The organism is Shinella sp. GW835-FHT14H05 (assembly GCF_058793575.1).
In genome coordinates, this window is the sequence record NZ_JBXAFY010000021.1 from 50631 (window position 1) to 75507 (window position 24877).

A 24877-nucleotide genomic window follows, 5' to 3' on the forward strand; every position below is an offset into this window, starting at 1 on the left:
CGCTCCTTCGAGACGACGCGGTCGCTGAGAGGGAGAGGCGGGCCGGGAGGGGGCAGGTCTGTTGGTGGAAAAAGGAGAGCGACCATGGCGATGATATTCATAGGCGGATCACGCGACATATTCGAGCTGCCGGAACCGGTGATAGCGCGCATCGGCGCGATGATCGCCGCCGAGCATGGCGTGCTGGTCGGCGATGCGCCCGGAGCCGATGCGGAGGCGCAGAGCCTGCTCGCCGGCGACGGCTATGAGCATGTCGGCGTCTTCCATGCCAGCAGCGAGCCGCGCAACAATCTGGGGCGACTGGGCGGCATATCATCGGCCCGCGCTGGGAGGCGCGCACGGCTACGCCTTTCATGCCGAAAAAGACCGCGAGATGGCGCGGCGCGCGGATTACGGCCTGATGGTCTGGGATGGCGCTTCGCTGGGAGCCTGCCTCAACATGCTGCGCCTTGCCGCAGCCGGCTCGCCGATGCGGAAGAGACACCAATCTCGAAGACCTCCATCCAAATCGAGACGCGGCATATCGGACCCGCTGCACGTCTCACCCCGGTCCCAACCCGCGCCGTCGAACACCGGGCGCTTGCGATGGCGTCGGCACCCCGGAGCGCCCTCGCTGGGTGATAGTGCGGGAAGGGCAGCGATGGCAATGGCAGGCAGACCGACAGGTAAAGGCGCATCCACGAGCCGTCGCAGCGCCGGCGGAGAGGCTGCAGGTCGGGACGCCACAGCACGCATCGCCTCTGGTTCCACCCGGCCCGTTCCCATTGATGCCGACTTTGTAGAGGACTGCCTGCTTTTGCGGCCAACCCCTGAAGGGGTAAGACTCGACAGAAATTTTTGCAAAATTTGATTTCGGTTTGTCCGCCTTGGCGGCAAATCGAATTTTTCAAAATTTTCCGCCGAGCTGACCGCAGCAGGACAGCCCTCTCCTTTGCCGACATCGGGAACGGTCCCGATGGAACCGAAGGAGAACTACCATGGCATCCACGATCGCAAACCTCACCACCAAGGCCGACGGCTCGATGGAAGGCGTCTTCGCAACGCTCCGCGTCAATGCCCCGATCGCCGTCCTGCCCAACGCCCACAAGTCCCGCGAAGACGCCCCGGACTACCGCGTCATCAACAAGCGCACCGGGTTCGAGATCGGCGCGGGCTGGAACCGGATCTCGCCGCGCAGCGGGGCAGAATACGTCTCGATCCGGATGGAGGCCCCCGAGATCGGCGTCATCTTCGGGAACCTGGCCCCCGCACCCGGCGGCGAAGACGACAAGAAGGTGCTCCTCTGGAACAATCCGGAGTGACCCGAACCGTACCGGCCCCGCAAGGGGCCGGCTTCCGCGCGTGCTACCAGCCACCATCGCGTGGACGGCGCGCGTGTTCGGGTGCCCCACGAGAGGAAGGTCTGTCTGCTCAGATATCCGATCATGCCGCGAGGCCCGCGCCGCCTCAAGGACATCGCGGCACCTCCAATTTTCAGCCGCCGCCCTGAAGGGCGCCATCAGAAAATCGGTTCCTCCGCTCGCCGGCTCCGCCGGTCGCCTGCGGCGATCCTTGACCCGGCCCGACCCTCACGACCCCGGGTGTCATCTTTCACATGTCAAGGAGATGACGACGATGACGAATACCCTCGAAAACCACATCGAAGAACTGCGTGCCGAGTTCCGCAACGCCGACCCGGCCGAGCGCGCCCAGATCGAGGCCGAGCTGGAACAGGCCCGCGCCGAACTGGCCGCGCTCATTGCCGCTGAAGAAGCCGAGCCTCCCCACTGAGGGAGGCTTTTGCCTTGAACGATGGTGCCGATGCGCCGGATCGACCGGCGCCCCGGCCCGAGGCTGCGCCTCCCGCCCGCCTCCCCATATTCGTCGAACGTCACCCGCGCGCCAGTGCCTCGATGCGCTTCACCCGGTATCCATGGGCACGCCTCTCTCGCAGCAAGTCGAGAAACAGCGCGACAGCCTCCTCCTCCCTTTCGAAATCATGCACCATCGTCCGACCATGCGTGCCGATCCTTCCCCAGCGGCGCAGCAGACGCGGCGTGCCGAACAGCGTGGGCTCGATCGCAAGCGTGTAGAAGCGCGCCATGTTCCTGTCAGGATCCACGCGCTCGACATAGAGGTGATAGGGCTGAATGAGCATTGTCGGAGAATCGCCTGTCCCGCTTCCGGCGTCCAACGACAGTTGTGAATCGAATCCGACGATCCGATTCATTTTCGTGATGGTTGGCGGGTCGAGATAGCGGGTGCATTGGGCGAGCCGGCCTGCGGCCGACCGCTCCCTACTCGCGCCGTTCCGGCGCTCCCCGAGCCGGCGTTGCCGTCTCGTCCTTCGGTGACGCTCACTCTCGCGGGGCGAAACGGCCGGATCGACCGGCCACCGCACCGCGTGCCAGACCGATGTTGCGCTACGTGCTCACGACGGGCTGGTTTCGTGGCTCGACGAAATCACTGCGGACCTTCACGACGAGATCGAGTGGGAGCAGCAGTTCGCCGCCGGCGAAGGCACACCCACTGGCGATTTCGTATATGAGATCTATCACCGCCACACGGTATTCGAAGATCGCTGGATCAAGGAAGGTCCAGTTTCGGTATTGGACGATCCACAAGGACATCATCTGCGAAAGTGAGACCCGATGGGTCTGCCTCAACTACACCTTCGTTCCGGCTACGGAACTGGAGGGCCTCGCAGAAATCTTCGATAATATACAGTGCCGAGCCGGCATCGAGTTCATCGCGGCGCGCGTGTGAACAACAAAAAGAGAGGCGTTCGCGCCTCCCTTCATTTTTGCACCGAGCAACGCATCACCAGTTTCGCAGCGTGGTGAACTGGCCCAACAGAGGAACGCTCGCGCGGTCGATCTTCGCTTGCCCCGCCCATCCGCCGCGGCTAGACTCACTGAAATCCGAGAGTATGCTCCGTCCGGCGAACGATGGCGTGACCTTCCAGCGGTAGGAGTTGACGCGATGATTGAAGAGCAATCTATAGTCAAAGCGAACGCACAGGCTGCGACAAGCAATCCGCTGTTTCGTCTGCTGCGGTATGTCGTCCGGGTGACGGCTGCGCTGCCAATCGCGGTCGCGCGCGAAATCGTCTTCTGCGCCTGGCATCTCGCCTATTCCGTCCTCTGCCTGCTTCGGCCGGTCGTCAACGTAATGATGCTCGGCGGTCTCATCATGCCGCTGGTCGCATTCGTCGCCTTCGGGAAACCGGACGCGGCCACCGGGATACCCTTTTGGGTTTTCCTCTTGATGGCCGTTGGCTTCGTCGGCGTCTCCATAGGCTATTCGAAGTTCGTCGACTGGATCGCGCCGCCCGGTGCGGAAGACCCCGCCGTCCGATACCGCCGTCCCGACTGGCGCTGACCGGCTTTTTCGAATTCATGGTCTGCCGGCATTGACGAACCGATTGGCCTCAGCCGCTGCGTCCATCTCCTTGCGCCGGAAATAGATCGCGCGCCCGCAACGGATCGGGCTGTGCCCCTGCACGATGATGATCTGTTCGTCCTTGCGCATCGACTGGGTGATCTCGTGCGGCATGATCAGCGGCCGGCGTTGGAAGTTAAGGCTTTCGGATTTCCGCGAGGTGCTGTTTTTCGTGTCCCAGCCGATATTGCGCGAACTGCCCTTCACCTCGACGGTCATTTCCCCGCATTGCGCCGAGACGTTGCGCGCCGTGTCGAGGGCCTTGATCGCGGCGTAGCTCGCAAAGGCGCAGCCGTCGATCCATGACACCGCACCGTCCTTGCCGAAATGCCGCTCAAGCTGGCCGACGGACTGGTACATCAACATCATGCTGATTCCGTATTTGCGGCCGCGATCGCGCGCCTCCTCCAGCACCCGCATATAGCCGAGCAAGTCGACCTCATCGAGCATGAACAACGCCCGGCGCTGAAACGCGCCGTCGGCCTCGATCATCGCATTGATCAGCGAGCCGATGATCACCCGGCCGATGCCCGGATAGGACCGCAGGATCGAAGCGGGGATGTTGAGGAACACGTCTTTCTTGCCTTTGGCGATCTCGGACGATTTGAACGTATTGCCGCAGACGAGGGCGGCGTAACTGTCGAGGGACAGCCACTGCGTATCCTTCGATGCCGTCGAATAGACGCCCGAGAAGGTTTGCTCCGTCATGTTGACGAACACGCCAAGGGTTTCACGGATGAAGGCAGAGGCCGAATGCTCCTGAACGTCACGGAGCATGGCGAGCACAGAGGTCTCTGGCTCCGAGACAATCTGGCGCAGGCTACGCAGATTGCGCCGATCGGCAAATTCCGGCGACAGCATCACATGCGCCAGAAGCCCGGTCAGGAGATTGTGCGCCTGGTTCTGGAAGTAAGAGCCGGTGGAGCTTTCGAAGCGCACGCTTTCCGAAAGCAGCATATGGGCGATGCCGACGATGTCCTCTTCTTTTTTCGTCGAGGTCTCGATCCCGTCGAGGACGTTGAAGCCCATGATCGGGTTCGTCGGGTCGAGCACCATGACCTCCCGCCGCAATGTCTTCCGCCGATGCTCGACCACCATCGGCGCGACCTCGGTGGATGGGTCGAGGCAAATGATCGGGCCGGTATAACACAGCGCGGTCGGTACGACGTTGCTGGTCGTCTTGTAGCCACCGGACCCGGCGAAGAAGAGCATGTGCGTGGAATCGAAATCCTGCTTGTAGGTGAGCAGCGGCGCGTTTCCGCCTCGGCCCCATGTCGACGGATCGTTCGGATCGAACGGCAGCGCGTGGACGAGTTCCTTGTCGACACGATAGCGTTCTCCGACGACGATCTCGCCATCCTCCGGAAAGAGCCGCGCGGCTGCGGCCATCGGCAACCAATCGGCATTGCCGAACGTTCCGGTCTTGGCGCGCTTGACCGGCTCGGGCACGACGCTGGAAATGCGCGCCGACACCGCCGCCGCCATAAATCCCACCACCGCGCTGGCGACCGCTACCATATCGAGGAAGGATAGTGCCTGATCCCAGCTCAATGCGCCGCGCTCGACATAGGGCGAAAGCCGAGCGACCTCGCGCAACCCATAGAAGCCCGCCGTGAGCAGAAAGCAGATGAAGCCTGCGATCGCGATGGGCCGACGCCGATGCAGCGGCAGCGCCCAGACCGTGAGCAGGCCGGCGAGCGGTCCGAACAGAAGCACAGGTACAGGCGACGTTCGCAGGAATCAATACTGCGTTTTCCCCGACATGCCGGTCGCCAACTCCGCCCAGCGCCAGTTGGCGACAAAGAACGCAAAACCGGAAACGACGATCGGCACAAGGATGAGCAAAAGGCTCGGATGCGGTTTTGCTCGTACCATCACTCCGCAGCCTCCAGCATCGGTCGACCGCTATCGAGGGGGGCAGCCTTGAAGGCTTCCTCGCCAAGGTCGCGCAGCCGCCGATATTCCGGCGAACCGGACACGACGCGCTCCAGTTCGATGAGCCCGCCGAGCAAAAACGCCCGGTCGGCCTTCGACAGTCCGGCACGGACGACAATCCCGCCGAGCAGAAATTTTTCGCGGGCGTCCTTCTTGCGATCAGCCGTCATGAGAAACCTCCGTCGGCGCTCCAGTCCCGCCACCTGGCTGTCCACGCGGCGAAGCAGCTGCGCCACCAGCCCCCTTCTTCTCCGCTTTGCGAAATCGCGCGGCGATCTCTTCGAAGATGCGATCGACCTCCTCATCAGTGATCTCCATCTCCGCCAGCCCCGCCTTCGTGGCGGCGCGTGCGAAACGTTCGGCGGATTTTACTATCAAAGTTTTGCGACGTTCGCGCAGTTTCTCGATTTGCGCGTCGATATCCATAATTGACAATTTTGCAGCCATTTACCAGGTCTCTTCTCTTGAAGCGAATATTGTCACTGGTCGCTTATACTGACTAGAAAACAATAGTAAAATAAGCTACCTTGTGCAAGTCCCCAAAACGTCGATGCCGGAATTCCGGCTTGGGCCGTCTTCCGGAAAAGCGGTATCGGACCTGCGGTCCGATCGATTTGAGGGCGCAATATACGTCGCTGGCGCGACGTGCTTGGGAGATCAGGAGACAGTAGTGGCGATCATGTTCGTCAGAGCGCAGGTGATCAGTAGAGGGGCAGGGCGCAGCGTCGTCTCTGCTGCGGCCTACCGTCACCGCGCCCGGATGATGGACGAGCAGGTCGGAACCTCCTTCAGCTATCGCGGCGGCGCGGCCGAACTGAAGCATGAGGAGTTGGCCCTGCCGGACCAGATTCCGGCCTGGCTGCGGATCGCTATCGAAGGGAAGAGCGTTGCGGGCGCAAGCGAGGCGCTGTGGAATGCGGTGGAGGCCTTCGAGACGCGGGCGGACGCCCAGCTTGCCCGCGAGCTGGTCATTGCGCTTCCGGAGGAGCTGACGCGGGCGGAGAACATCGCCTTGGTCCAGGAATTCGTCCGGGACAATCTGACCTCCAAGGGCATGATCGCCGATTGGGTCTATCACGACAAAGACGGCAACCCGCACATTCACCTGATGACAGCGCTGCGGCCCCTGACGGAGGAGGGGTTCGGGCCGAAGAAAGTGCCGGTCCTCGGCGACGACGGTGAGCCGCTGCGCGTCGTCACGCCGGACCGGCCGAAGGGCAAGATCGTCTACAAGCTTTGGGCTGGCGACAAGGAAACCATGAAGGCATGGAAGGTCGGCTGGGCGGAAATGGCGAACCGCCATCTTGCGCTCGCCGGCCATGACATCCGTCTTGACGGGCGCTCCTACGCCGAACAGGACCTCGATGGCATTGCGCAGAAACATCTTGGTCCGGAAAAAGCGGCGCTCGCCCGCAAGGGTGTCGAGATGTATTTCGCGCCGGCCGATTTGGCGCGGCGGCAGGGCATGGCCGACCGGCTGCTCGCCGAGCCCGAGCTTTTGCTGAAGCAACTCGCCAACGAACGTTCCACCTTCGATGAGAAGGATATTGCCAAGGCGCTGCATCGCTATGTCGACGACCCCAAGGATTTCGTAAACATTCGCGCACGCCTGATGGCGTCAGACGATCTCGTTCTGTTGAAGCCGCAGCAGGTCGAGCGGCAGACCGGCAAGGTAGCAGAGCCGGCGATCTTCACCACGCGCGAGATCCTGCGCATCGAATACGACATGGCGCAGTCGGCAGACGTCCTGTCGAAGCGCGCCGGCTATCGTGTTGCCGATGCGAAGATTGTCGCAGCTGTGCGCCAGGTCGAAACCGCCGATCCGCAAAAGCCCTTCAAGCTCGACCCGGAGCAGGTCGATGCCATCAGGCATGTCACCGGCGACAGTGCGATTGCGGCCGTCGTCGGGCTTGCAGGGGCGGGCAAGTCGACGCTGCTGGCCGCCGCCCGTGTCGCATGGGAAGGAGAGAACCATCGCGTCTTCGGCGCGGCGCTGGCCGGCAAGGCCGCCGAAGGGCTGGAAGACAGTTCCGGCATCAGATCGCGAACCCTCGCGTCGTGGGAGCTCGCCTGGGAGAACAGGCGCAATCTGCTCGATCGGGGCGACATCCTTGTCGTCGACGAGGCTGGCATGGTGTCGTCGCAGCAGATGGCGCGGGTGCTGAAGGCGGTCGAGGACGCCGGCGCGAAAGTCGTCCTGGTCGGCGATGCGATGCAGCTCCAGCCGATCCAGGCGGGTGCCGCCTTCCGGGCGATAGCCGAGCGGATCGGTTCGGCCGAGCTTGCCGGTGTCCGCCGCCAGCGGGAAGCCTGGGCGCGCGATGCCTCGCGTCTCTTCGCGCGCGGCAAGGTCGAGGAGGGACTGGATGCCTATGCGCAGCGCGGACGGATCGTCGAGGCCGAGCACGGCGTCGAAGTCGTCGAGCGGATCGTCGCGGATTGGAGCGCCGCGCGCGAGGAAACAATCGCGCGGTCACGCACAGCAGGTGACGACGGCCGGCTGCGAGGCGACGAGATGCTCGTGCTCGCCCATACGAACGAGGACGTAAAGCGTCTCAATGAATCGCTGCGTGGCGTAATGAACGCGGCAGGCGCGCTGACGGAAGCACGCGCGTTCCAGACAGCGCGCGGCGTGCGGGAATTCGCCGCCGGCGATCGCATCATCTTTCTCGAAAACGCCCGCTTCCTCGAACCGCGCGCGCGGCGTCTCGGGCCGCAATATGTGAAGAACGGGATGCTCGGAACGGTCGTTGCGACCGGCGACGCGCGTGGTGGTCCGTTGCTTGTCGTGCGTCTCGACAATGGCCGCGACGTCATCATCAGCGAGGACAGCTATCGCAATATCGATCACGGCTACGCGGCGACCATCCACAAATCTCAAGGGTCCACCGTCGACCGGACCTTCGTGCTCGCCACCGGCATGATGGACCAGCATCTGACCTATGTGTCGATGACCCGTCATCGCGATCAGGCAACGCTCTATGCGGCGCGAGAGGATTTCCAGGCAAAGCCGGAATGGGGGCGCAGGCCGCGCGCCGATCACGCCACCGGTGTCACGGGTGAGCTGGTCGAGACGGGCGAGGCAAAGTTCCGGCCGGACGATGAGGATGCGAGGGAAAGCCCCTATGCCGATGTCTGCACGGATGACGGATCTGTCCACCGTGTCTGGGGCGTGAGCCTGCCGAAGGCGCTGGCGAAGGGCGGCGTCTTTGAAGGGGACACGGTCACGCTCCGCAAGGACGGCTTCGAGACGGTCAAGGTGGATGTCGTCGTTACCGATCCGGAGACGGGCGAGAAGCGAACGGAGAAACGTGAGGTTCGACGCAATGTCTGGACGGCGGAGCTAAAGGAATCGGCCGATGCCCGTCAGGAGCGGATCGAGCGTGAAAGCCATCGGCCGAAATTGTTCAGGCAGATGGTTGAACGCCTCGGCCGTTCGGGTGCGAAGACCACGACGCTCGATTTCGAGAGCGAGGCTGGCTACAAGACGCACGCGCGCGACTTTGCCCGTCGCCGCGGTATCGACACACTCGCCGAGGTCGCGGCCGGGATGGAGGAGGGGGCTTCTCGGCGGCTGGCCTGGCTTGCGGAGAAGCGCGGGCAGGTGGCGAAGCTGTGGGAGCGCGCCAGCGTGGCGCTTGGTTTCGCCATCGAACGCGAGAAGAGCGTCTCTTATAATGAGGAGCGTTCCGAAACCGTCGCGGCACAAGTTCCCGCGGACCGACCGTACCTTATCCCGCCGACGACGCGATTTGCCCGGAGCATCGAGGAGGACGCCCGCCGGACGCAACTGGCCTCGGATCGATGGAAGGAGCGGGAGGCAATTCTTCATCTCGTCTTGGAGAAAATCTATCGCGATCCTGACAGCGCGCTGACCAGGCTGAATGCGCTGGCGTCGAATGCCGGCATGGAGCCGCGCCGCCTTGCGGAATATCTTGCCGCGACGCCTCAGCGTCTTGGCCGTCTGCATGGATCGGAGCACCTGATCGATGGCCGCGCCGCGCGGGACGAGCGGAACGCCGCGATGACTGCTCTGTCGGATTTGCTGCCGCTTGCCCGGTCCCATGCGACAGAGTTCCGCAGACAGGCCGAACGCTTCGGTATCCGCGAGGAGCAGAGGCGTGGGCATATGTCCCTGTCGATTCCCGCGCTCTCGAAACCGGCAATGGCGCGTCTTGTCGAAATCGAGGCGATCCGCGAGCGCGGCGAACCCGACGCCTACAGGACGGCTTTCGCCCATGCCGTCGAGGATCGTCTCCTGGTCCAGGAGGTGAAGGCGGTCAATGAGGCGCTGACGGCGCGCTTTGGATGGTCCGCCTTCACGGGGAAGGCCGATGCCATTGCTGAGCGCAATATGGTCGAGCGCATGCCGGACGATCTTGCTTCCGACCAGCGCGAAAAACTGGCGCGGCTTTTCAAGGTCGTGCGCCGCTTTGCCGAGGAACAGCATCTCGCGGAGAGGAAGGACCGCTCAAAAGTGGCTGCCGGCGCCAGTGTCGAGCCGGGGAAGGAGACGAGTGCCGTGTTGCCCACGCTTGCCGCGGTGACGGAGTTCAAGACCTCGGTGGAAGACGAAGCGCGGGTGAGGGCGCGCGGGGTTGCCCACTATGGTTACAATCGCGCGGCCCTTGTCGACACGGCCGGGCGCATCTGGCGCGATCCCGCTGGCGCCGTCGACAAGATTGAGACGCTGATCGTGACGGGCTTCGAGGGCGAGCGGATCGCTGCGGCCGTTGCCAACGAACCCGCGGCCTATGGCGCGCTTCGCGGCTCCGATCGCATCATGGACAGATTGCTCGCTGTCGGCCGCGAGCGAAAAGACGCGCTTCAGGCTGTGCCGGAAGCGGAGAGCCGCGTCCGGTCGCTGGGCTCGTCCTATGCCACAGCCCTCGCGACAGTGACCCAGACAATTGTGGAAGAGCGCCAACGGATGAGCGTGGCCATTCCGGGATTGTCGCCGGCGGCCGACGAGGCGTTGCGTGAGCTTGCGGCGGCTATGAAGAAGAAGGACGCCAAACTCAATGTCGCAGCCGGATCGCTCGATGCCCGCATCTGGGAGGAATTTGCCGGTGTCAGCCGATCGCTCGATCTGCGGTTCGGCCGCGATGCCATCCTTCGCGGTGAGAAGGACGTGATCAACCGCGTGTCGCCTGGGCAGCGCCGTCCATTCGAGGCGATGCAGGAGCGCCTGAAAATATTGCAGCAGACCGTCCGCATGGGCAGCAGCCAGCAGATTGTAGCGGAACGCCAGCGCCGCGCGATCGACCGCGGCCGCGGCCGCGGCGTCATCCGGTGAGCATTTCGACGATATAGAAAAGGAGAAGACCATGACGGAACAGGAAGTCCCTTACGACGCGATCGTCCGCGCCGAGATCGCGATCGAAATCCTCAACCAGGCGCGGGCCATCGTTACAGCGCGCGTCTATGAGCTCGAAGCTGCCGATCCCGATGCTGCCGAAGCGTTGCGATCGCGCCGTCGTGAACTGATCGCCCTGCAGCAAAGCATCAACGTCACCGACCGCGGTTCTGTCGAGGACGTCATCGCGCTCTGGGGCCCACGCGTGAAGGACGATGCCCGGTTCTGGGCGGAGTTCTGATCATGGCAGACGATCAGGCAACCGGTCCGCTCTCGCCGGAGAGGAATGAGAGCATTTTCCGCAACGACATTCTTCCCGACTACCTGCCAGAGATGATGAAGTCGGCGGGGCGGCCGCGGATGATCTTGCTCGGGGGCCAGCCGGGGGCTGGCAAGACGGCGGTGCTCGTCGCAAGCCATGCGGAGCTCGAACAATCAGGTCCGACGATCCGTATCGTCGGCGACGATCTCCGATCCTATCACCCCCAGTTTCGTGCGTTTCAGACACAGGACCCGGAGACGGCATCGCAGTTCACCCAGGCTGATGCCGGGCGGTGGAAGGAAAAGCTGATGGCGGCGGCCGCCGAGCGCAAGGTGAACATCGTCTTCGAAACCACGATGCGCACGCCGGAGAATGTTGCCCGCGTTATCGGCATGGCCCGCGCCGCGGGTTACGAAGTCGAGGCTCGAGCGGTCGCCGTCAATCCGCGGCTCAGCTGGCAGGGAAATCATTTTCGTTTTGAGGAAATGCTGCACGCCGGCGACGCGGCGCGCATTCCGCCGCAGCATGTCCACGATGCGGCTGTCGCCGGGCTGCGGGTCAGTCTAGAAAAGCTGGAAAGCGAAAACCTGGTCGATCGCGTCCAGCTGCGCACGCGCGGCGGCACGATCCTCTATGACAATGAGCGAAGCGGGGCCGGTTGGTCGCAGCCGCCCCACGCGCGGCTCGCGCTCGAGCGTGAGCAATCACGGCCGATGACGCGCGGCGAACTTCAGCGCTTGTCCGATGATTGGAGCCATCTTCTCGCCCGCATGGAGGAACGGCGTGCGCCTGAGGACCGCATAGCGGCCGTTAGAACACGAGCTGTCGAGGACGTGAACTATTTGCTTGCGCAGCGGCGTGAGGCGGATGGCGACGACGGATCACGGCGCGGCCGATCGATCTTCCAGACACGCGCCGATGCACTCGGCATGTTCGTCGAGCTTTACGACAACGCATTGCGTGATGCGGAACGCCGACCGATCGGCAATGTCGAGGCCCATGCAGTCGGACGGCTCTCTCAGAGTTATATGGCGTTGAAACTGGTCGAAACAGCCGGCGACCTTGGCCTCTTGCCCGACGACGGCACGATCGTCGCAACACGGGCGATGGTCCAGGACAAGCGTGGAAGCCAGGAGTTTCCCGTCGCGCATCGCCTGCCTGCCGACCTCGCAGTCGAAACGCCGAATGGGGAGCGCCGGCGACTGGCGGAGCACCTTGATGTTCGGCTCAACCAGGTCGCCGTCGATCGCGACGTGTTCAGTCGGACGGACCGCTTGTCCCGTATGGCCAATGTCGGCGATTCCTGGCTGGAGAGCGCCGGCATGCGCAACACACTGGCGCAGGCAGCAAACGCCGTGGCGTCCGGGCGTATGTTCGCGAGTGCTGCCATGTCAGATATCGCGGAACCGGGCTACGCCGCGGCGGTCGCCCGCACCCGCCTACACCTGGAGCGGAACCTGGCGCTTGCCGAGCGAACCGCGATTGCCACCTCAATCGTCGATCAACGCGGTGAACCGTTTCGCGCGATGCTGGACGATCTGCGGCTGCGAACGGGAGATCTCGAAAACCGGGCGCAGGCGAAAGCCATGATGGAGGCAATCCTGGCGGAAACCGCGCGGCACGAACGGCTTGACGCCGAGCGGCGCGACGCGGCCGAGGAATTTGCTTGTGGCATTGCCGATAACGAGCGCGGTCTCGGCGCGGGCCAGGCATTGGGGCGCAGTGCCGGTCGTCCTGACGTTCTCGTGGCTGGTCGGGACCTTCCGGATCTGACCGAGAAGGAGATCGCCGACAGGATGCACGGTTCCGCACGCCTCGCTGACAAGCGCGCCGAGATCGAGAACCTGTCGCGGCTCGTCTTTGGCAATAGTCAGGCGGTGGTATCGTCGGTGCTGAGCATCCGCGATTCACGTAGCGGCGCGGCCGCCGGCGACGATGTCCGCGAGGGCCGTCTTGGCGAAATGGCCGGGGAGGGGAAAGGCTGGCTGCGGGGTCCAAGTCCCGCGCGTCAGGCCGCCCAAGCCCATGCGCCGCAGCTCGCCGCAGCGCTGGCAGATTACGGACATGCGGTGGATTTCGAGCGCCACCAGATCGTGACCCAGCATCGTGAAGCGCAGGCGCGGCAGCGGGTGGAAATCCCGGCGCCGTCACTGAGGCTGGCGGAAGTGCTGAGAAGCGAAGGTCATGAACAGACCCGCCGCCTGAACGGGGAGCCGACCCTCCGCCGTGAGCTAGAATCGATCACGCTTGCAATCAACAGACGTCTTTCGCCTTCGGACAAAGCCGATCTGAAGGCAGGCAATGTGGTCCGGCTCGGCTCGTCGCTCGGCGTAACCCATGAGCAGGGCGCTTGCCTAAGAAATCTCCATGAGCAGACGCGATCTCTTCAGGAGCGAAGCATTCGACAGAATTGCGAGCTTGCCCAGCCGGCTCTTGGCCGTGGAATCGGCTTGCGCAGATGAGGCGTCGGCGCCGGAAACGCTCGCTCCTCCATGTTTTTTGCGCTGGACTCCAAACATGCTTGGTTGAACGCCACGGTTTTTGACGCTATATTGCGTCACCATAAATGGCGAAATTGATCGGAGACCGAACCATGGGCCTTGCCCAGTATGCAGACGAAGGTCTTTTCTCACCCCGGAAGATTGCGGAAGCCCTTCGCACGACAAGTGATGAAATCGCTCGGACCGCCGGGCTCGGCAGGGACGCGATCCAGCGCAAGGACCGCATTCGCTCCGACAAAACGCAGCGGCGGCTGCGCGAAGTGGCCGAAATCATCAACAAGGTCGAGCCGCGCTTCGGATCGGCGCTGATGGCCTACGCCTGGTATCGCTCCGAGCCGTTGGCAGGGTTTTCCGGCATGACGGCGATGCAGGTTGTCCGGAACGGGCGGGCCGATGAGGTGCTCGACTACATCGACGCGGTCGATGCCGGTATTCATGCCTGATGGCGGTATTGCATTTCCAGGGTACGCTCTATCGCGCGCTTAATCCGATCTACGCGCGTGAGCCGCTGTCGGGCCGGGGCGCTGAACTCTACGGCGGGCGTTTCAACCGTAAAGGAACGCCCGCACTTTATACATCCCTCTCGGTGATGACCGCATTGCGAGAGGCCAACCAGGTCGGGAGCCTTCAGCCGACAACGCTCGTATCCTACGATGCGGACATCGGCCGGGTCTTCGACTGCCAGGATGAAACCAGCCTTCAGGCACATGGAATGGACGCCATAGCAATCGCCGACCCGGCCTGGCGTGATCAAATGAAAGGCAAGGGGGAGGCGCCAACACAGGCCTTTGCGCACATCCTCACGGAATCGGGCTATCACGGATTGCTGGTCAGGAGCTTCGCGCCGGGAGCGACCCGCGACGACCTCAATCTTGTTCTATGGCAATGGAGCGATGATCTGCCCTTCCGCCTAAGCTTGATCGATGATGAACGTCGCCTCTCGCGCTAGCAGCGGCTCTCCTCCATGGAACTCTTCCAGCAGATTCGTTCGGACCGGATTGTCCAATTCCAAATCGAACCAGCGATTTCCCCTACCAAGATGCTCTGGTACCGAAAGCAGGAGCGAAGGCAAAAAATGGGCCTGCGAAACCGCGGCCCATGAAGCGTGGACATTTGTAACCTCAGAGGGGAAGCTGTTGCGACAGCACTGGAAGGAGAAACACCGCCATTTGCAACAACTTGGGGTATATTAGCCAATCTTATCGCAATTGAAAATCACTTGTTGCGTAACGCAGCCATGCGGCAGATACTTCTGGGAGCTCGATGGCGATCACAGAGTCGCCAGCGGGACTACCGCCTGCAACCACCTTGGGCATGTCGTCCGCTGAGAAAAATCCACGAGCAAACGACGAAATCCCCAGCTTGCCCGTGAAGCCAGTTGGAATCCGTCGGTAAGCAGGTGGAGCCCCGCCAGCGGCTAGCTCCACCTTTCTTCTATCGCCGCTGCAATGTCCTGAAGGGGTCGCGCCCCGCTAGTTTCCATTCGACAGCCGTGGTCGCGATGATGACCGTTCCGAGCTGACCCTGCAAGAGCATGCGGACACCGTAGAACGAAATCAGATCCCCGCCTTCAACACGCATCTGGACGCCGTCGGCGGCAGGGCGTAGAGTTGCACGAACGCCTTCGAAGACGAGGAGCCGATCAAAGCCGTCCTCGCCGATCGACAGGCAATAAGAGCAGCATCGCGCGCAGAGTTCGTCGACAACGCAATTCGCATCTGCGACAGAAACGAATGTCTCGGCTATCAATTTGTTCGTAGGTTTTTTCACGGGACCCCCCGCATTCAGCATGGTGCCGGGCGAGAAAGGACCCCCGCCCAAGCGCATAGCAATAGATTTTGTTCCGGATGGTGTGGTTACGGTCAGCCAGCCGCCGCCTTTGAAAGTTCCGTATAGGGTTGCGGCTCGTAGACGTACTCGGACGGGATCGCAGGCTCAACCATCAGCGAGAGGTAGCGCCATAGGTTTTCCCGGCTGTTGCTGGCAGCGAGGCCGTAGAAGTTGCCGCTGTTCCAGGTGATGACGCAATGTTTGAATTGGGCATACACAGCGTTCGCCATTTCCGCCAAAGTCACCTCACTGTTGTGCATGGTCGTGAGCACATTCTTAGTCTTTCTCTCGATCTCCTCGGGTGCGAAGTAGCGGGTTTTAAACCCGAAATCTTTCTGTGATTCCCGGGTCTGGTAGTCGCGCGGATCTGCCGCGCGGAATTTCTCTAGTAGGAGGAGGATTCCATCAGTCTTCAGGTGATGAGCAACGAACTCAACCTGCTTTTTTCGGTTCGGCGAGTACATCTGGAAGGTCGTGTCTTCCAAGATGAAGTCAAACCCATCCCCAAAATGTCTAAGCTTGTCGTCGGACCGGAGATGCTCCTTTGAAAGGCGGTGGAATGGTCCGAGGAAGAAGCTTGCGTTTATTGGTTCGCCAAATGCCATGAAGCACTTAAGGTTCTCCTCGTTCGGGCTGCAGGAGAGCGACTGAATCTTTCCGTTGCTCAACTCCGACAGCGTGCGAGCCATCGTGCCTTCGGCCGTGCCTAGACTATAGAGGAGTATGTCGGTAGGACTGAGCTGTGCGTATCGAAAGAGGGCGTGAGCCATCCGGCATTCTTCCTCGAGGCGGTACGGGATGCTGCTGTGGTAGTGCTGGTCGAAGAATCCTTGACGACGCGAATGGAGATCGACGAAGCGATGAAGCAGCGTATCGTTCGGGAATAGCCGCGTGTCGACGATTGGCTTGCGGACCGGCATCCCGTTCTTCCCGGCTGCCGTCTCTGTAAAGAAGCCAGCCAGCTGATTCAGCCGCGGGCCACGGTCGCATTCACTGAAGAAGTCGTCAAAATCCTGCATCGCAATATACCTACGCCTATAAACACAAGGGTACGGCTTCGCAAACCAAGCGAATGAAATTCCTCAGTATTTTTGCTGACTTAGTATGGATCAGCTTCAAGCGATGCCGTCGCTTAGTGGTAGGCCCGCGCGCTGCGGGGCGCTTTCATCGGCATGCCGTTTTGTCACCGGAGTGCCATCATCGACCAACCATGAGTTCACGCCTCATTGTTCAACAACCCAAGATCATTTTATAACAGTCGGATCTTGATGACGTGGGACATGGCCTCTGTTGACGGAAACCCGTGATTTCGACCCCGGCGAAGCGCGTCGCTCGGACCACAGCACGCTCGTGCACCAGCATCTCGATTGGGGTGTTGTGCGAGCGGATATTGTGAAACGAACGGGTCTGGCCCGCCAGGAGACACATGTTTCCGCCCTGCAGCATTCCTTCATGATAAACCTCCAGGGCGAGGCGCGAGCGGGGGAAGATTTTGTAGGAGGGCGACGTGTTGCCTTTACGCCGCGCCGGCCTGGTTCTGTGGTCTTCTTGCCAGCGCGTAGCGAGTGGCGGGGATGGGACGAGGGCGACGAAACGGGCTCCTATCTCTTCGTTTCCATCGACCCTGCTTTCATTGATAGAGCGATTGGATCCGACCACATTGCGTGTTTGCGGCCGGCGATAGGGTTTCGGGATGCTACAATCGAGGCGTGCCTGCAGCGAATAGCCGCTGAGCTCAAGAACCCGGACCCTATCAGCGTGATCATGGTGGAAAGCCAGGCAATCCAGCTCTTCATCCAGATGGTGCGGCTCAATGGAATTGGACCTGAGCCTGCAAAGGGCGGACTTTCACCCTTCGACCTTAAGCGCGTCGTGGCCATCATCGAAGATCGCCTAGGGGATCCACCTAGCCTGGACGAAATGGCCGGGGAAATCGGCGTAAGCCGCCGGCATTTTTTCCGCGCTTTCAAGCAGTCGACAGGAAAGTCGCCACGCTCATATGTCGCTACACGCCGGCTGGAGCGAGCCGTCGATCGTCTTCGTACGACGGAGCTTACCGCCACGGAGATAGCGTTCGAATGCGGGTTCGCGAGCTCCAGCCATTTCACCTACTCCTTTAAAAGGGCATATGGAACCGGGCCGCTGGAGTTTCGTCGAAGGTGGCGCAGCTGAAGGTCCAAATTTTTTGGCACGATTGTGATAACCCGTCATGAATTCGAAAGCGGCGGCGATCGCATGAGCCTACTGCAGGCAGGTTTCCAATCGTGAAGTGCCCTTATGTCCCGACTCTGCTCTGCGGCAATGCCCGACCCAAGCGTTCGTGACACGCGTTCGTTCAACTGGTTCCTCGCCAGTACGTTTGCATCCGCTCTCGGACGGAACGGCTACCATATTGCATGTGCTTGGGTCCTGATCGCGTCCGGAAACGGGAGCGGCGCGGTCGCGGGTTTCTTTGCAATTATTAGCCTGGTGGAACTCGTCACCAGTCCGATAGCCGGTTGGCTGGTCGATCGTTTCGATAGGCGTATCCTCTATATCATGACTGAGATTATGCGTGGCGTGGCCGCGATTGGCTTGGGCGCGGTCCTAATGGTCACGAATGTGATGTGGGCGATTTGGTTATCTGCGGTGCTATTCGCGACCTGCGATCGGATCGCGCTGACAGCATCGCAATCCATGATCCCGTCGATCAGTGCGAAATTCTCGTTGGCAACAGCGAATTCAATGACATTTTTTCTGATGCAGTCTGGAAGCCTCGCTGCAGCGGGGATCGTCAGCGTCCTTTTGCATTCGTCAACTGCCATCGTCACATTCGGCGCTGTCTCCATCGCCTTCACCCTTTCAGCTACCATTATGCGTGTTGTCCGACATGAGAAGAGTCCTTTGGAAGGTGCAGCAGATCCGCGGCGGGGCTCGCTCGCCGTCAATTCCCAGTTCCTCTGTCTGGGCGCTATCTATGCGCTACTCTACGTCGGCGGTATGCTGGTCAGCGTGATCGGCCCGAGTTTCGTGTTCGATGAACACGGTGGAAATGCGATCGACTTCGGGCAACTCGAGAGTTCCTGGTCGGCTGGCTCGATCCTCGGTGCCTTGCTTCTCATTCCTCTCGTGCGAGCGGCGAGAGTTCCTGTCTTGCAGTTTGCTATCCTTGGACTAAGCGCTGTGTCCTTCGTGTTGCTCAAGGCGCTTGATCCGCCATATACCCTTGCGGCGTTTGCGATATTGGGCGCCCTTTACAATCTCGGTCGAGTGGCACTTGAGGTCAGGATCCAATCGAGCGTTTCGAGCGCAACGCTCGGCCGCGCGAAGGGCGTGCTCCACAGTGTCGGTGTCCTCCTGGGCGTTGTTCTTTTCGCGGTCGTGTCGGTGGTCGCCGACGACGTCCCGCCATCGTCGTTGTTTCTCGCCTACGGTGTGATCCTTGCCATCAGCACGGCTGTTCTCATTCTTCTCGCGGGATGCGGGCGAACACCCCAATGAAGCTGCTTCGCGTTCACCAGGTTCGCCGACGCTATCAGGTTGATCAAACGCGACGAACTCGTCGTATCCGCTTAGTCCGGCATTCTACAGACTAGTGCCAGAAGTCAACAATCGTGCCGTGATACCGATCCGGCCCGCAATTTTTCGTCGCATGTCACTAGCGAATTCAATGCGATTCCTTTATTTTCGAACGTGAGGCAGCACGTACTGCCTTGGGGCTTTGCAACCCCTCCATGCGATTGATGCTGGTCGTTTCAGCATCACACTCTCTGACCTTTCGGGTCGGGGAGCCTGTGGCGTATGTCCAGGTTCCTCGGAACTAAAGGCCATGGGGCTGTCCATGGACGGTTGCAAACTCCCCGATCATTCGGAGGTTTAGTGAGTTTCGCGGGGACGTACCGCGACAAACTCTTTTCCCGGGGATATCGATGCAACATCCAAGAAAACGACAAAGCGCGCGGCTTGCAAAGCCGACCGGATTGGTGCGCGGTCGCCTAGAGAAGGTTTACCTCCCCACCTCGAACAACCTGGGCCGCCATGGTTGCAGTGTCGCTGGATTTCCCAAATTTGGCTGGCCAACTGATGCGTCATTGAGCGCAACAGTGGGAAATGGCCAATGAAAGTCCAGGCGACATCTCCACCCCCCAGGTTCAAGGCCGGAAACTGCCGGACGATTGTCCATGAGCAAAGGACCTGGCGCCACGTCCAGGCTGATCTCGTCCGCCGCACTGGCCTTGAAACGGAGGAGATCGCGGTCAAGTCGGACCGGCACCTCATCCTGCTGAACCTGAAAGGCAACTCCGAACGCGGCGAACACTTCCTTGACGAAAAACGGACAGGCTTCGTCTCCCGCAGGCCCGGCGCCGTCCTCTTCATTCCCGCCGGGTGTCACTGGAGGGGGTGGGAGGTTGGGGCTTCCACGGCCGCTTACCTTTCGATCACGGTCGACCCGGTGTTTGTGGCGAATCTCTTTTCTCGAATGGCTACCAGCATGCTTCCCACCCTCTCACCTGACCTTGGTTGCGAGGATACGATCATCATGAACGCCGCGCGCGGCATTGGCGAGGAGATCGGTGATCAAAATCCGCTCAGCACCATGGTCGTGGAAAGCTACGTGGCCACGATGTTCGCGCAAATGTTCCGCCGCCAAAAATACGTCGCAACGACTCGAAAGGGCGGGTTGGCGGTAACAAATCTGAATCGTGTTATCGAGAAAATCGATGGCGATCTGACCGCCGATCTGTCGTTGGGCCAGCTTGCCGCTCTCGCGGGGTTGAGCATCCCGCATTTTTGCCGGGCCTTCAAGCAAACACTCGGATGCCCGCCCCACGCCTTCATCGTCAGACGGCGGGTCGAGCGGGCGAAAGAGTACCTTCGTCTTTCCACGATGCCGATCACTGATGTGGCGCTCCTGTGCGGCTTCTCCAGTTCGAGCCATTTCGCCAATACGTTTCGGCGTGAGACGGGCACGACGCCTCAAGATTTTCGTGGCTCGTCACTGGATAAATCATTCGAATGATTTTCCGATCAGAATCCGCAGGCACGTCAATTCGCTGCAAGCCCTGATCCGGCCAGTGTCGCATCCTCGGCAAAAGACAAGCCGAGGGATTGCCAGTGAACCTAACGCCAATTGCCGATCAAGCCCGTGACGATATAATGACGGCACGAAGCGCTCTGCGCGTCGTTGGGCTGAAAAAACGCTTCGGTCCGCTTGAAGTCATCAAAGGGGTGACATTCAGCGCGCAGAGTGGCGACGTCATCTCTATCCTCGGAAGTAGCGGATCCGGGAAGAGTACGCTCCTTCGGTGCCTGAACCTTCTGGAAGAACCGAGCGAAGGTGAGATCTGGGTCGGCGATCGCCCGGTCAAGGCGCACTCCGGCATGGTCGGACAACGAGAGATCAATGCATTGCGCTGCAAGCTCGGGATGGTGTTCCAGAGCTTCAATCTCTGGTCTCACAAGACCGTCCTGGAGAACCTGGTTGAAGCACCGATCCATGTTCGGGGCATTTCAAAGGGCGAAGCGCGGCTTCGCGCGGAGGAACTCCTTTCGAAAGTAGGCCTTGCCGACAAGCGGCACGCATATCCGGCTCACCTTTCCGGTGGCCAGCAGCAACGGGTTGCGATTGCACGCGCTCTGGCGATGGAACCCGAAATTCTCCTCTTCGACGAACCGACGTCAGCACTGGACCCTGAGCTCGTCGGCGAAGTGTTGAAGGTGATCCGCACCCTCGCGGATGAAGGACGGACAATGCTTATTGTCACGCATGAACTCGGCTTCGCGCGGCAGGTTTCGAACCGCGTCGTCTTTCTCCATCAGGGACGGATCGAAGAGGAAGGAGAACCCGAGGCCATTTTTCGTAATCCCGCATCGTTTCGGCTGAAGCAGTTTCTCTCGGCCCAGGCAAGGGAGCTGCATCAATGATCGAGTTACAAGGTTTCGGCGACCAGATTGCCGCCGGGGCGATAACGACATTGCGCGTCGCGACAACCAGTCTGGTTCTCGGGATTGGTGTCGGTCTTTGCGGAGCGATGGCAAAACTGAGCCGGTTCCAGATCCTCAGGAAATTGGCGGACACCTATACCACGATCATCCGCGGCGTGCCCGAACTCCTCATCATCCTGATCCTCTACTTTGGTGGCACTGTCGCGCTGACGGCGGCCTTCGGCCGCTATGTCGAAGTCGATGCTTTCGCTGCCGGCGTCTTCGCACTGACCATCGTCTTCGGCGCTTACGCGACCGAAGTCTTCAGGGGGGCGATCCGAGCCGTGCCGGCCGGTCAGATCGAAGCGGCACACGCTCTCGGCTTTTCAAAAATCTATGCGTGGCGGCTGGTGATCATTCCCCAGATGTGGCGGTACGCATTGCCAGGTATCGGAAATCTATGGCTCACCCTGCTGAAGGATACAGCTCTGATTTCCGTGGTGGGACTTGAGGATTTGATGCGCAAAACCAGTGTTGCTGCCGGCGCGACCCACGATTCTCTCACTTTCTACGCCATCGCTGCTGGCCTCTACCTCTCGTTCACCTCCGCTTCCTTGGCCGGGCTGACTTTGCTCGAACGGCGCGCAAACCGCGGCGTCCGCGTCGAAGATTGAGATACCGAAATGGAATGGCACCTTATTATCGACGTTCTGCCCCTTCTGCTCGACGGGGCGTTCCTGACTGTCCAACTCACAGCAGCTTCCGTCTTGCTCGGCCTCATCATCGCACTTCCGCTTTCGCTGATGCGTGCGTCAGGGTCTACCGGGCTATCGCGCCCCGTTTTGCTCTATACGTTTGCATTTCGTGGAACGCCGCTCCTCGTGCAGATCTTTCTGATTTACTACGGCGCGAGCCAAATCGAGTGGATTCGCACGAGTTTTGCGTGGGCGATATTGCGAGAGTCCTGGTGGTGCGCGTTGATCGCGTTTTCCCTCAACCATGCTGCGTATTCGACCGAAATTCTGCGCGGTGGCATACGTGCGGTGCCGCGTGGTGAGATTGAGGCGGCAAAGGCGCTTGGTATGTCCTATGCGCTTCGGACCAGACGGATTGTTCTGCCCGTCGCCTTTCGTCTCTCCCTGCCAGCCTATGCAAACGAGGTGGTGTTGATGTTGAAGGCGAGCTCGCTTGCCAGCACGATCACCATGATGGAACTGACTGGCACGGCACGAAAGATCGTCGCGCAAACCTTCTCGCCCTACGAGGTCTTTATTTCGGCGGCGTTGATCTACCTGGGCATCACATTCGTGCTCGTCCATCTCTTCGGTCGGTTGGAGCGTAGTATCACGAGCCACCAACGTCGCCCTCGTGCAGAGAGCGACAACCGTGAGAACATCCCACCTTCGGAGGATTACGCAATCGAGAAGGTGGCGCGATGACCGCTCTCCTGGCGCCTTTCTCTGAAAGTTATGAACTCGCTTGTGCGGAAGCGGCCCTGCTGCGGGGAAGCTGGTACGAAATCGACCTCGGGGCAATCAGACACAATTATCGCGAACTTCGGTCGCTCCTGCCGCAGAATGTCAGCATTTATGCCTGTCTGAAGCGGAACGCTTATGGTTGTGGCGCCGGCCCGGTCGCTCGTACGCTGGCATCCGAGGGGGCAGATGGATTCGCGGTAGCGTCGCTTCTTGACGCCATGGCGATCCGAAGGATGGGGGCTAAACAGCATATCCTTCTTTACCCCGGGGCCTTACCGGCGGCAGGGCTGATGATCGAAGCGCTCGACCTCACGGTCAGCGTCTCCAGCATCGATGAACTGGAACGTTGGCGCTCGGCGATGACGAAAACCCGTGTCTTTATCAAGGTTGACTTGGGCTTCTTTCGTGGGGGCGCATCACCACGGGGAGCAGGTCAATTGCTTGCCGCGGCGAACGCATACTCCAATGTGCAGGTCGACGGAATCTATGCGCACATGAGCGAACTCCCGACGTCAAAACCATCGGACGCGGGGATGCAACTTCAGCGGATGCAAGCGATTCTGGCAGAAGCCGAAGTGCGTGGAGACCGACCGATAGTCGCCATGATGTCGAGTACTGAGGGCGTTCTCACCTATCCGGAAATGGATATGGATGCGGTCGATCCGGGAGCGCTTTTTGTTGGAGTGCCAGAAAGCCACACGCCTGCTCGTCGTGTTGTTTTGCAACCAGCCCTGAAAACAATTTGCACCACGGTCGTCGCTGTTAAACACCTCGATGCTTCTCTTGGCCCGGTCCCGGACCTGCCAGGATATCGCCCGGGAATGAAGCTCGGTGTTCTCGGCATGGGGTGGGGTGACGGCTTCCCCCGGCTGGTTCCGCTTGGTGCGGAAGCACTCGTAGGCGGTTCACGAGCCCGTCTCTTGCCACCCGCTCATCTCGAACATGTGCGAATAGATCTCTCAAACGCTCCAGACGCCCGCTTCGGCGACAAGGTCGTGCTGCTTGGAAGGCAGGGAGACGAAATCATTACACATGAGGAAATCGCGGCGATTTGGGGGACTGACGTTGTCGGCCTTTATGCGGGCCTGCGCGACCACATTTCGAGGATCTACGCCTGAATCGAAAACCCAGAAAGGGGAACATAATGAACGCCCTGAGAGTAACTGTTTCTGCCATTGTTGTCGTCTTTTTGGCCGGAATGGCCCGGGCCGAGGAGGTTAGGACGATCAAAATTGCCACGGAGGGGGCTTTCCCGCCTTGGAATGCGGTCGATGCATCTGGGGAGCCGGTTGGTTTTGATGTTGATGTCGGCGTAGCGCTGTGCGCACGCGCGAACCTGAAATGCGAGTTTGTGACCCAAGCATGGGATGGGATCATTCCGGCTCTGACAGTCGGAAAATACGACGCCATCATGGCCGGAATGTCGATAACCGAGAAGCGCAAACGGGTTATTTCCTTCTCGGAGCCTTATGCCCTGACCTCCAACTACTTTGTTGTTTCAAAATCGCTCGGCCTTCCGGCGATGGAGAACGGGATGAAGCTCGATCTGGCAACCGAAACGGATACCGGCAAGCGCCTTTTGGCGGATCTGAAGGGAAACCTGAAAGGTCGATCAATCGGCGTGCAGGGCTCCACAAACGCTGAGGCATTCGTCAGGGAGTATTTTGGCGACACTGTTGAGGTGCGCACCTACGACAAACAGGACAACTTGAACCTCGACCTCGTGGCTGGCCGGATTGATGGCGGCTTGGCGGACTTCTCCGTTTGGAAGGCGTTTCTCGAATCCAAGGATGGAAATTCTACCCATCTGTATGGGCCGCGCATTTCGGGTGGGCTGTTCGGACCCGGTATCGGAATAGGTCTGAGGAAAGCGGACGAAGCTTTATCGGAAAAGTTCAACGGCGCCATTCGGGCCATCGCGGCAGATGGCACGCTAAAGGATATCAGCCTTAGATGGTTTGGCTCGGACCTTGTTACGCGGTAGCGTGTTTTGCGGCTTCGCGAGTTGGCATCTCGCCTTAGTGATCGCCTGATACCCCGGAGTTGGGGCAGGCGGTCACTTGTACGAGTGATTTGGATTCAGATACTTACTCGGTACGCATCGTAATGTTATATGTGGCGGGAGAGTTGAAATGTCCGCCGGTTTGCAAAGTAGAAATGTCCGTAAGGCGCTCTCCGGCACAGCGGCCAG

The 24877-nt window shown here is 60.6% G+C and carries 22 protein-coding genes and 1 pseudogene; 16 read left to right on the top strand and 7 right to left on the bottom strand.

The features are described from left to right. Window positions 1-108 precede the first annotated feature (108 nt). Window positions 109-252 carry a hypothetical protein gene (locus AC1Q6Z_RS32145; RefSeq protein ID WP_492650339.1) on the bottom strand — a complete coding sequence of 48 codons (144 nt, stop codon included), beginning with the start codon at window positions 250-252 and terminating at the stop codon, window positions 109-111. A gap of 725 nt (window positions 253-977) precedes the next feature. Between AC1Q6Z_RS32145 and AC1Q6Z_RS32150 the strand changes: the two genes are divergently transcribed. Continuing rightward, window positions 978-1301 (top strand): DUF736 domain-containing protein, encoded by a 324-nt coding sequence (locus tag AC1Q6Z_RS32150; RefSeq protein ID WP_439631814.1) that lies wholly within the window; start codon window positions 978-980, stop codon window positions 1299-1301. A gap of 313 nt (window positions 1302-1614) precedes the next feature. Continuing rightward, window positions 1615-1770 (top strand): hypothetical protein, encoded by a 156-nt coding sequence (locus tag AC1Q6Z_RS32155; RefSeq protein ID WP_492650360.1) that lies wholly within the window; start codon window positions 1615-1617, stop codon window positions 1768-1770. A gap of 100 nt (window positions 1771-1870) precedes the next feature. Here AC1Q6Z_RS32155 and AC1Q6Z_RS32160 read toward each other — a convergent pair whose 3' ends face one another. Next, on the bottom strand, window positions 1871-2137 hold the full coding sequence (locus AC1Q6Z_RS32160) for a WGR domain-containing protein (protein ID WP_439631816.1): 267 nt from the start codon (window positions 2135-2137) through the stop codon (window positions 1871-1873). Window positions 2138-2961: 824 nt separating this feature from the next. On the opposite strand from AC1Q6Z_RS32160, the gene AC1Q6Z_RS32165 reads away from it, so the two are divergent. Then, window positions 2962-3360: a hypothetical protein gene (locus tag AC1Q6Z_RS32165; RefSeq protein ID WP_492650340.1), complete on the top strand. Its 399-nt coding sequence runs from the start codon at window positions 2962-2964 to the stop codon at window positions 3358-3360. Between the two features lie 15 nt (window positions 3361-3375). Here the strand turns inward: AC1Q6Z_RS32165 and traG are convergent. The 3 genes and pseudogenes from traG to AC1Q6Z_RS32180 all read right to left on the bottom strand — a co-directional run bounded on the left by traG (window position 3376) and on the right by AC1Q6Z_RS32180 (window position 5802). After that, window positions 3376-5298: pseudogene (traG, locus tag AC1Q6Z_RS32170) on the bottom strand (Ti-type conjugative transfer system protein TraG). Then, complete coding sequence (locus AC1Q6Z_RS32175; RefSeq protein ID WP_492650341.1) at window positions 5295-5525, bottom strand: conjugal transfer protein TraD; 231 nt, start codon at window positions 5523-5525, stop codon at window positions 5295-5297. Before AC1Q6Z_RS32175 ends, traG begins: the two are co-directional and overlap by 4 nt. Beyond that, on the bottom strand, window positions 5515-5802 hold the full coding sequence (locus tag AC1Q6Z_RS32180; RefSeq protein WP_492650342.1) for a TraC family protein: 288 nt from the start codon (window positions 5800-5802) through the stop codon (window positions 5515-5517). Before AC1Q6Z_RS32180 ends, AC1Q6Z_RS32175 begins: the two co-directional genes overlap by 11 nt. Before the next feature lie 223 nt (window positions 5803-6025). Between AC1Q6Z_RS32180 and traA the strand changes: the two genes are divergently transcribed. The 5 genes from traA (at window position 6026) to AC1Q6Z_RS32205 (ending at window position 14423) form a co-directional block, all read left to right on the top strand. Beyond that, a complete protein-coding gene (traA, locus tag AC1Q6Z_RS32185) occupies window positions 6026-10651 on the top strand; it encodes a Ti-type conjugative transfer relaxase TraA (protein WP_492650343.1) in 4626 nt (1541 codons plus the stop codon). A gap of 31 nt (window positions 10652-10682) precedes the next feature. After that, the gene (locus AC1Q6Z_RS32190) at window positions 10683-10952 is read left to right on the top strand and encodes a hypothetical protein (RefSeq protein WP_492650344.1); all 270 of its coding nucleotides are present in this window, start codon (window positions 10683-10685) and stop codon (window positions 10950-10952) included. A gap of 2 nt (window positions 10953-10954) precedes the next feature. Next, a complete protein-coding gene (locus AC1Q6Z_RS32195; RefSeq protein ID WP_492650345.1) occupies window positions 10955-13435 on the top strand; it encodes a zeta toxin family protein in 2481 nt (826 codons plus the stop codon). 131 nt (window positions 13436-13566) lie between these two features. After that, window positions 13567-13917, top strand: coding sequence for an antitoxin Xre/MbcA/ParS toxin-binding domain-containing protein (locus AC1Q6Z_RS32200; RefSeq protein WP_492650346.1), 351 nt, complete (start codon window positions 13567-13569; stop codon window positions 13915-13917). Further along, window positions 13917-14423, top strand: a complete 507-nt coding sequence (locus AC1Q6Z_RS32205) for an RES family NAD+ phosphorylase (protein ID WP_492650347.1) — start codon at window positions 13917-13919, stop codon at window positions 14421-14423. The genes AC1Q6Z_RS32200 and AC1Q6Z_RS32205 overlap by 1 nt, the downstream gene beginning before the upstream one ends. 485 nt (window positions 14424-14908) lie before the next feature. Here AC1Q6Z_RS32205 and rctB read toward each other — a convergent pair whose 3' ends face one another. Both rctB and AC1Q6Z_RS32215 read right to left on the bottom strand, forming a co-directional pair. Then, window positions 14909-15244, bottom strand: a complete 336-nt coding sequence (gene rctB, locus AC1Q6Z_RS32210) for an SMa0974 family conjugal transfer regulator (RefSeq protein ID WP_439632346.1) — start codon at window positions 15242-15244, stop codon at window positions 14909-14911. 92 nt (window positions 15245-15336) lie between these two features. After that, window positions 15337-16323 carry a class I SAM-dependent methyltransferase gene (locus AC1Q6Z_RS32215; protein ID WP_492650348.1) on the bottom strand — a complete coding sequence of 329 codons (987 nt, stop codon included), beginning with the start codon at window positions 16321-16323 and terminating at the stop codon, window positions 15337-15339. Between the two features lie 271 nt (window positions 16324-16594). Between AC1Q6Z_RS32215 and AC1Q6Z_RS32220 the strand changes: the two genes are divergently transcribed. The 8 genes from AC1Q6Z_RS32220 (at window position 16595) to AC1Q6Z_RS32255 (ending at window position 24670) form a co-directional block, all read left to right on the top strand. Then, the gene (locus AC1Q6Z_RS32220) at window positions 16595-17476 is read left to right on the top strand and encodes a helix-turn-helix domain-containing protein (protein ID WP_439632344.1); all 882 of its coding nucleotides are present in this window, start codon (window positions 16595-16597) and stop codon (window positions 17474-17476) included. 105 nt (window positions 17477-17581) lie between these two features. Next, a complete protein-coding gene (locus AC1Q6Z_RS32225; protein WP_492650349.1) occupies window positions 17582-18784 on the top strand; it encodes an MFS transporter in 1203 nt (400 codons plus the stop codon). Between the two features lie 616 nt (window positions 18785-19400). Then, the gene (locus tag AC1Q6Z_RS32230; protein WP_492650350.1) at window positions 19401-20303 is read left to right on the top strand and encodes a helix-turn-helix domain-containing protein; all 903 of its coding nucleotides are present in this window, start codon (window positions 19401-19403) and stop codon (window positions 20301-20303) included. Between the two features lie 137 nt (window positions 20304-20440). Then, the gene (locus AC1Q6Z_RS32235) at window positions 20441-21208 is read left to right on the top strand and encodes an ABC transporter ATP-binding protein (protein WP_492650351.1); all 768 of its coding nucleotides are present in this window, start codon (window positions 20441-20443) and stop codon (window positions 21206-21208) included. After that, entirely contained in the window at window positions 21205-21882 is a 678-nt protein-coding gene (locus AC1Q6Z_RS32240; protein ID WP_492650352.1) for an ABC transporter permease, read from the top strand. Before AC1Q6Z_RS32235 ends, AC1Q6Z_RS32240 begins: the two co-directional genes overlap by 4 nt. A 9-nt stretch (window positions 21883-21891) precedes the next feature. Continuing rightward, window positions 21892-22647: an ABC transporter permease gene (locus tag AC1Q6Z_RS32245; RefSeq protein ID WP_492650353.1), complete on the top strand. Its 756-nt coding sequence runs from the start codon at window positions 21892-21894 to the stop codon at window positions 22645-22647. After that, window positions 22644-23804: an alanine racemase gene (alr, locus tag AC1Q6Z_RS32250; RefSeq protein WP_492650354.1), complete on the top strand. Its 1161-nt coding sequence runs from the start codon at window positions 22644-22646 to the stop codon at window positions 23802-23804. The genes AC1Q6Z_RS32245 and alr overlap by 4 nt, the downstream gene beginning before the upstream one ends. A gap of 26 nt (window positions 23805-23830) precedes the next feature. Beyond that, window positions 23831-24670 carry a transporter substrate-binding domain-containing protein gene (locus AC1Q6Z_RS32255; protein ID WP_492650355.1) on the top strand — a complete coding sequence of 280 codons (840 nt, stop codon included), beginning with the start codon at window positions 23831-23833 and terminating at the stop codon, window positions 24668-24670. Window positions 24671-24877: the final 207 nt, after the last annotated feature.

What these genes read in the sequence shown, in the direction of transcription:
- AC1Q6Z_RS32205 (WP_492650347.1), top strand. Translation starts at nt 13,917, where the DNA reads ATGGCGGTATTGCATTTCCAGGGTACGCTCTATCGCGCGCTTAATCCG.
- AC1Q6Z_RS32145 (WP_492650339.1), bottom strand. Translation starts at nt 252, where the DNA reads ATGCTCATAGCCGTCGCCGGCGAGCAGGCTCTGCGCCTCCGCATCGGC.
- AC1Q6Z_RS32190 (WP_492650344.1), top strand. Translation starts at nt 10,683, where the DNA reads ATGACGGAACAGGAAGTCCCTTACGACGCGATCGTCCGCGCCGAGATC.
- AC1Q6Z_RS32230 (WP_492650350.1), top strand. Translation starts at nt 19,401, where the DNA reads ATGAAAGTCCAGGCGACATCTCCACCCCCCAGGTTCAAGGCCGGAAAC.
- AC1Q6Z_RS32175 (WP_492650341.1), bottom strand. Translation starts at nt 5,525, where the DNA reads ATGACGGCTGATCGCAAGAAGGACGCCCGCGAAAAATTTCTGCTCGGC.
- AC1Q6Z_RS32160 (WP_439631816.1), bottom strand. Translation starts at nt 2,137, where the DNA reads ATGCTCATTCAGCCCTATCACCTCTATGTCGAGCGCGTGGATCCTGAC.
- AC1Q6Z_RS32235 (WP_492650351.1), top strand. Translation starts at nt 20,441, where the DNA reads ATGACGGCACGAAGCGCTCTGCGCGTCGTTGGGCTGAAAAAACGCTTC.
- alr (WP_492650354.1), top strand. Translation starts at nt 22,644, where the DNA reads ATGACCGCTCTCCTGGCGCCTTTCTCTGAAAGTTATGAACTCGCTTGT.
- AC1Q6Z_RS32245 (WP_492650353.1), top strand. Translation starts at nt 21,892, where the DNA reads ATGGAATGGCACCTTATTATCGACGTTCTGCCCCTTCTGCTCGACGGG.
- AC1Q6Z_RS32255 (WP_492650355.1), top strand. Translation starts at nt 23,831, where the DNA reads ATGAACGCCCTGAGAGTAACTGTTTCTGCCATTGTTGTCGTCTTTTTG.
- AC1Q6Z_RS32240 (WP_492650352.1), top strand. Translation starts at nt 21,205, where the DNA reads ATGATCGAGTTACAAGGTTTCGGCGACCAGATTGCCGCCGGGGCGATA.
- AC1Q6Z_RS32155 (WP_492650360.1), top strand. Translation starts at nt 1,615, where the DNA reads ATGACGAATACCCTCGAAAACCACATCGAAGAACTGCGTGCCGAGTTC.
- AC1Q6Z_RS32225 (WP_492650349.1), top strand. Translation starts at nt 17,582, where the DNA reads ATGTCCCGACTCTGCTCTGCGGCAATGCCCGACCCAAGCGTTCGTGAC.
- AC1Q6Z_RS32165 (WP_492650340.1), top strand. Translation starts at nt 2,962, where the DNA reads ATGATTGAAGAGCAATCTATAGTCAAAGCGAACGCACAGGCTGCGACA.
- AC1Q6Z_RS32195 (WP_492650345.1), top strand. Translation starts at nt 10,955, where the DNA reads ATGGCAGACGATCAGGCAACCGGTCCGCTCTCGCCGGAGAGGAATGAG.
- AC1Q6Z_RS32215 (WP_492650348.1), bottom strand. Translation starts at nt 16,323, where the DNA reads ATGCAGGATTTTGACGACTTCTTCAGTGAATGCGACCGTGGCCCGCGG.
- AC1Q6Z_RS32200 (WP_492650346.1), top strand. Translation starts at nt 13,567, where the DNA reads ATGGGCCTTGCCCAGTATGCAGACGAAGGTCTTTTCTCACCCCGGAAG.
- AC1Q6Z_RS32180 (WP_492650342.1), bottom strand. Translation starts at nt 5,802, where the DNA reads ATGGCTGCAAAATTGTCAATTATGGATATCGACGCGCAAATCGAGAAA.
- AC1Q6Z_RS32150 (WP_439631814.1), top strand. Translation starts at nt 978, where the DNA reads ATGGCATCCACGATCGCAAACCTCACCACCAAGGCCGACGGCTCGATG.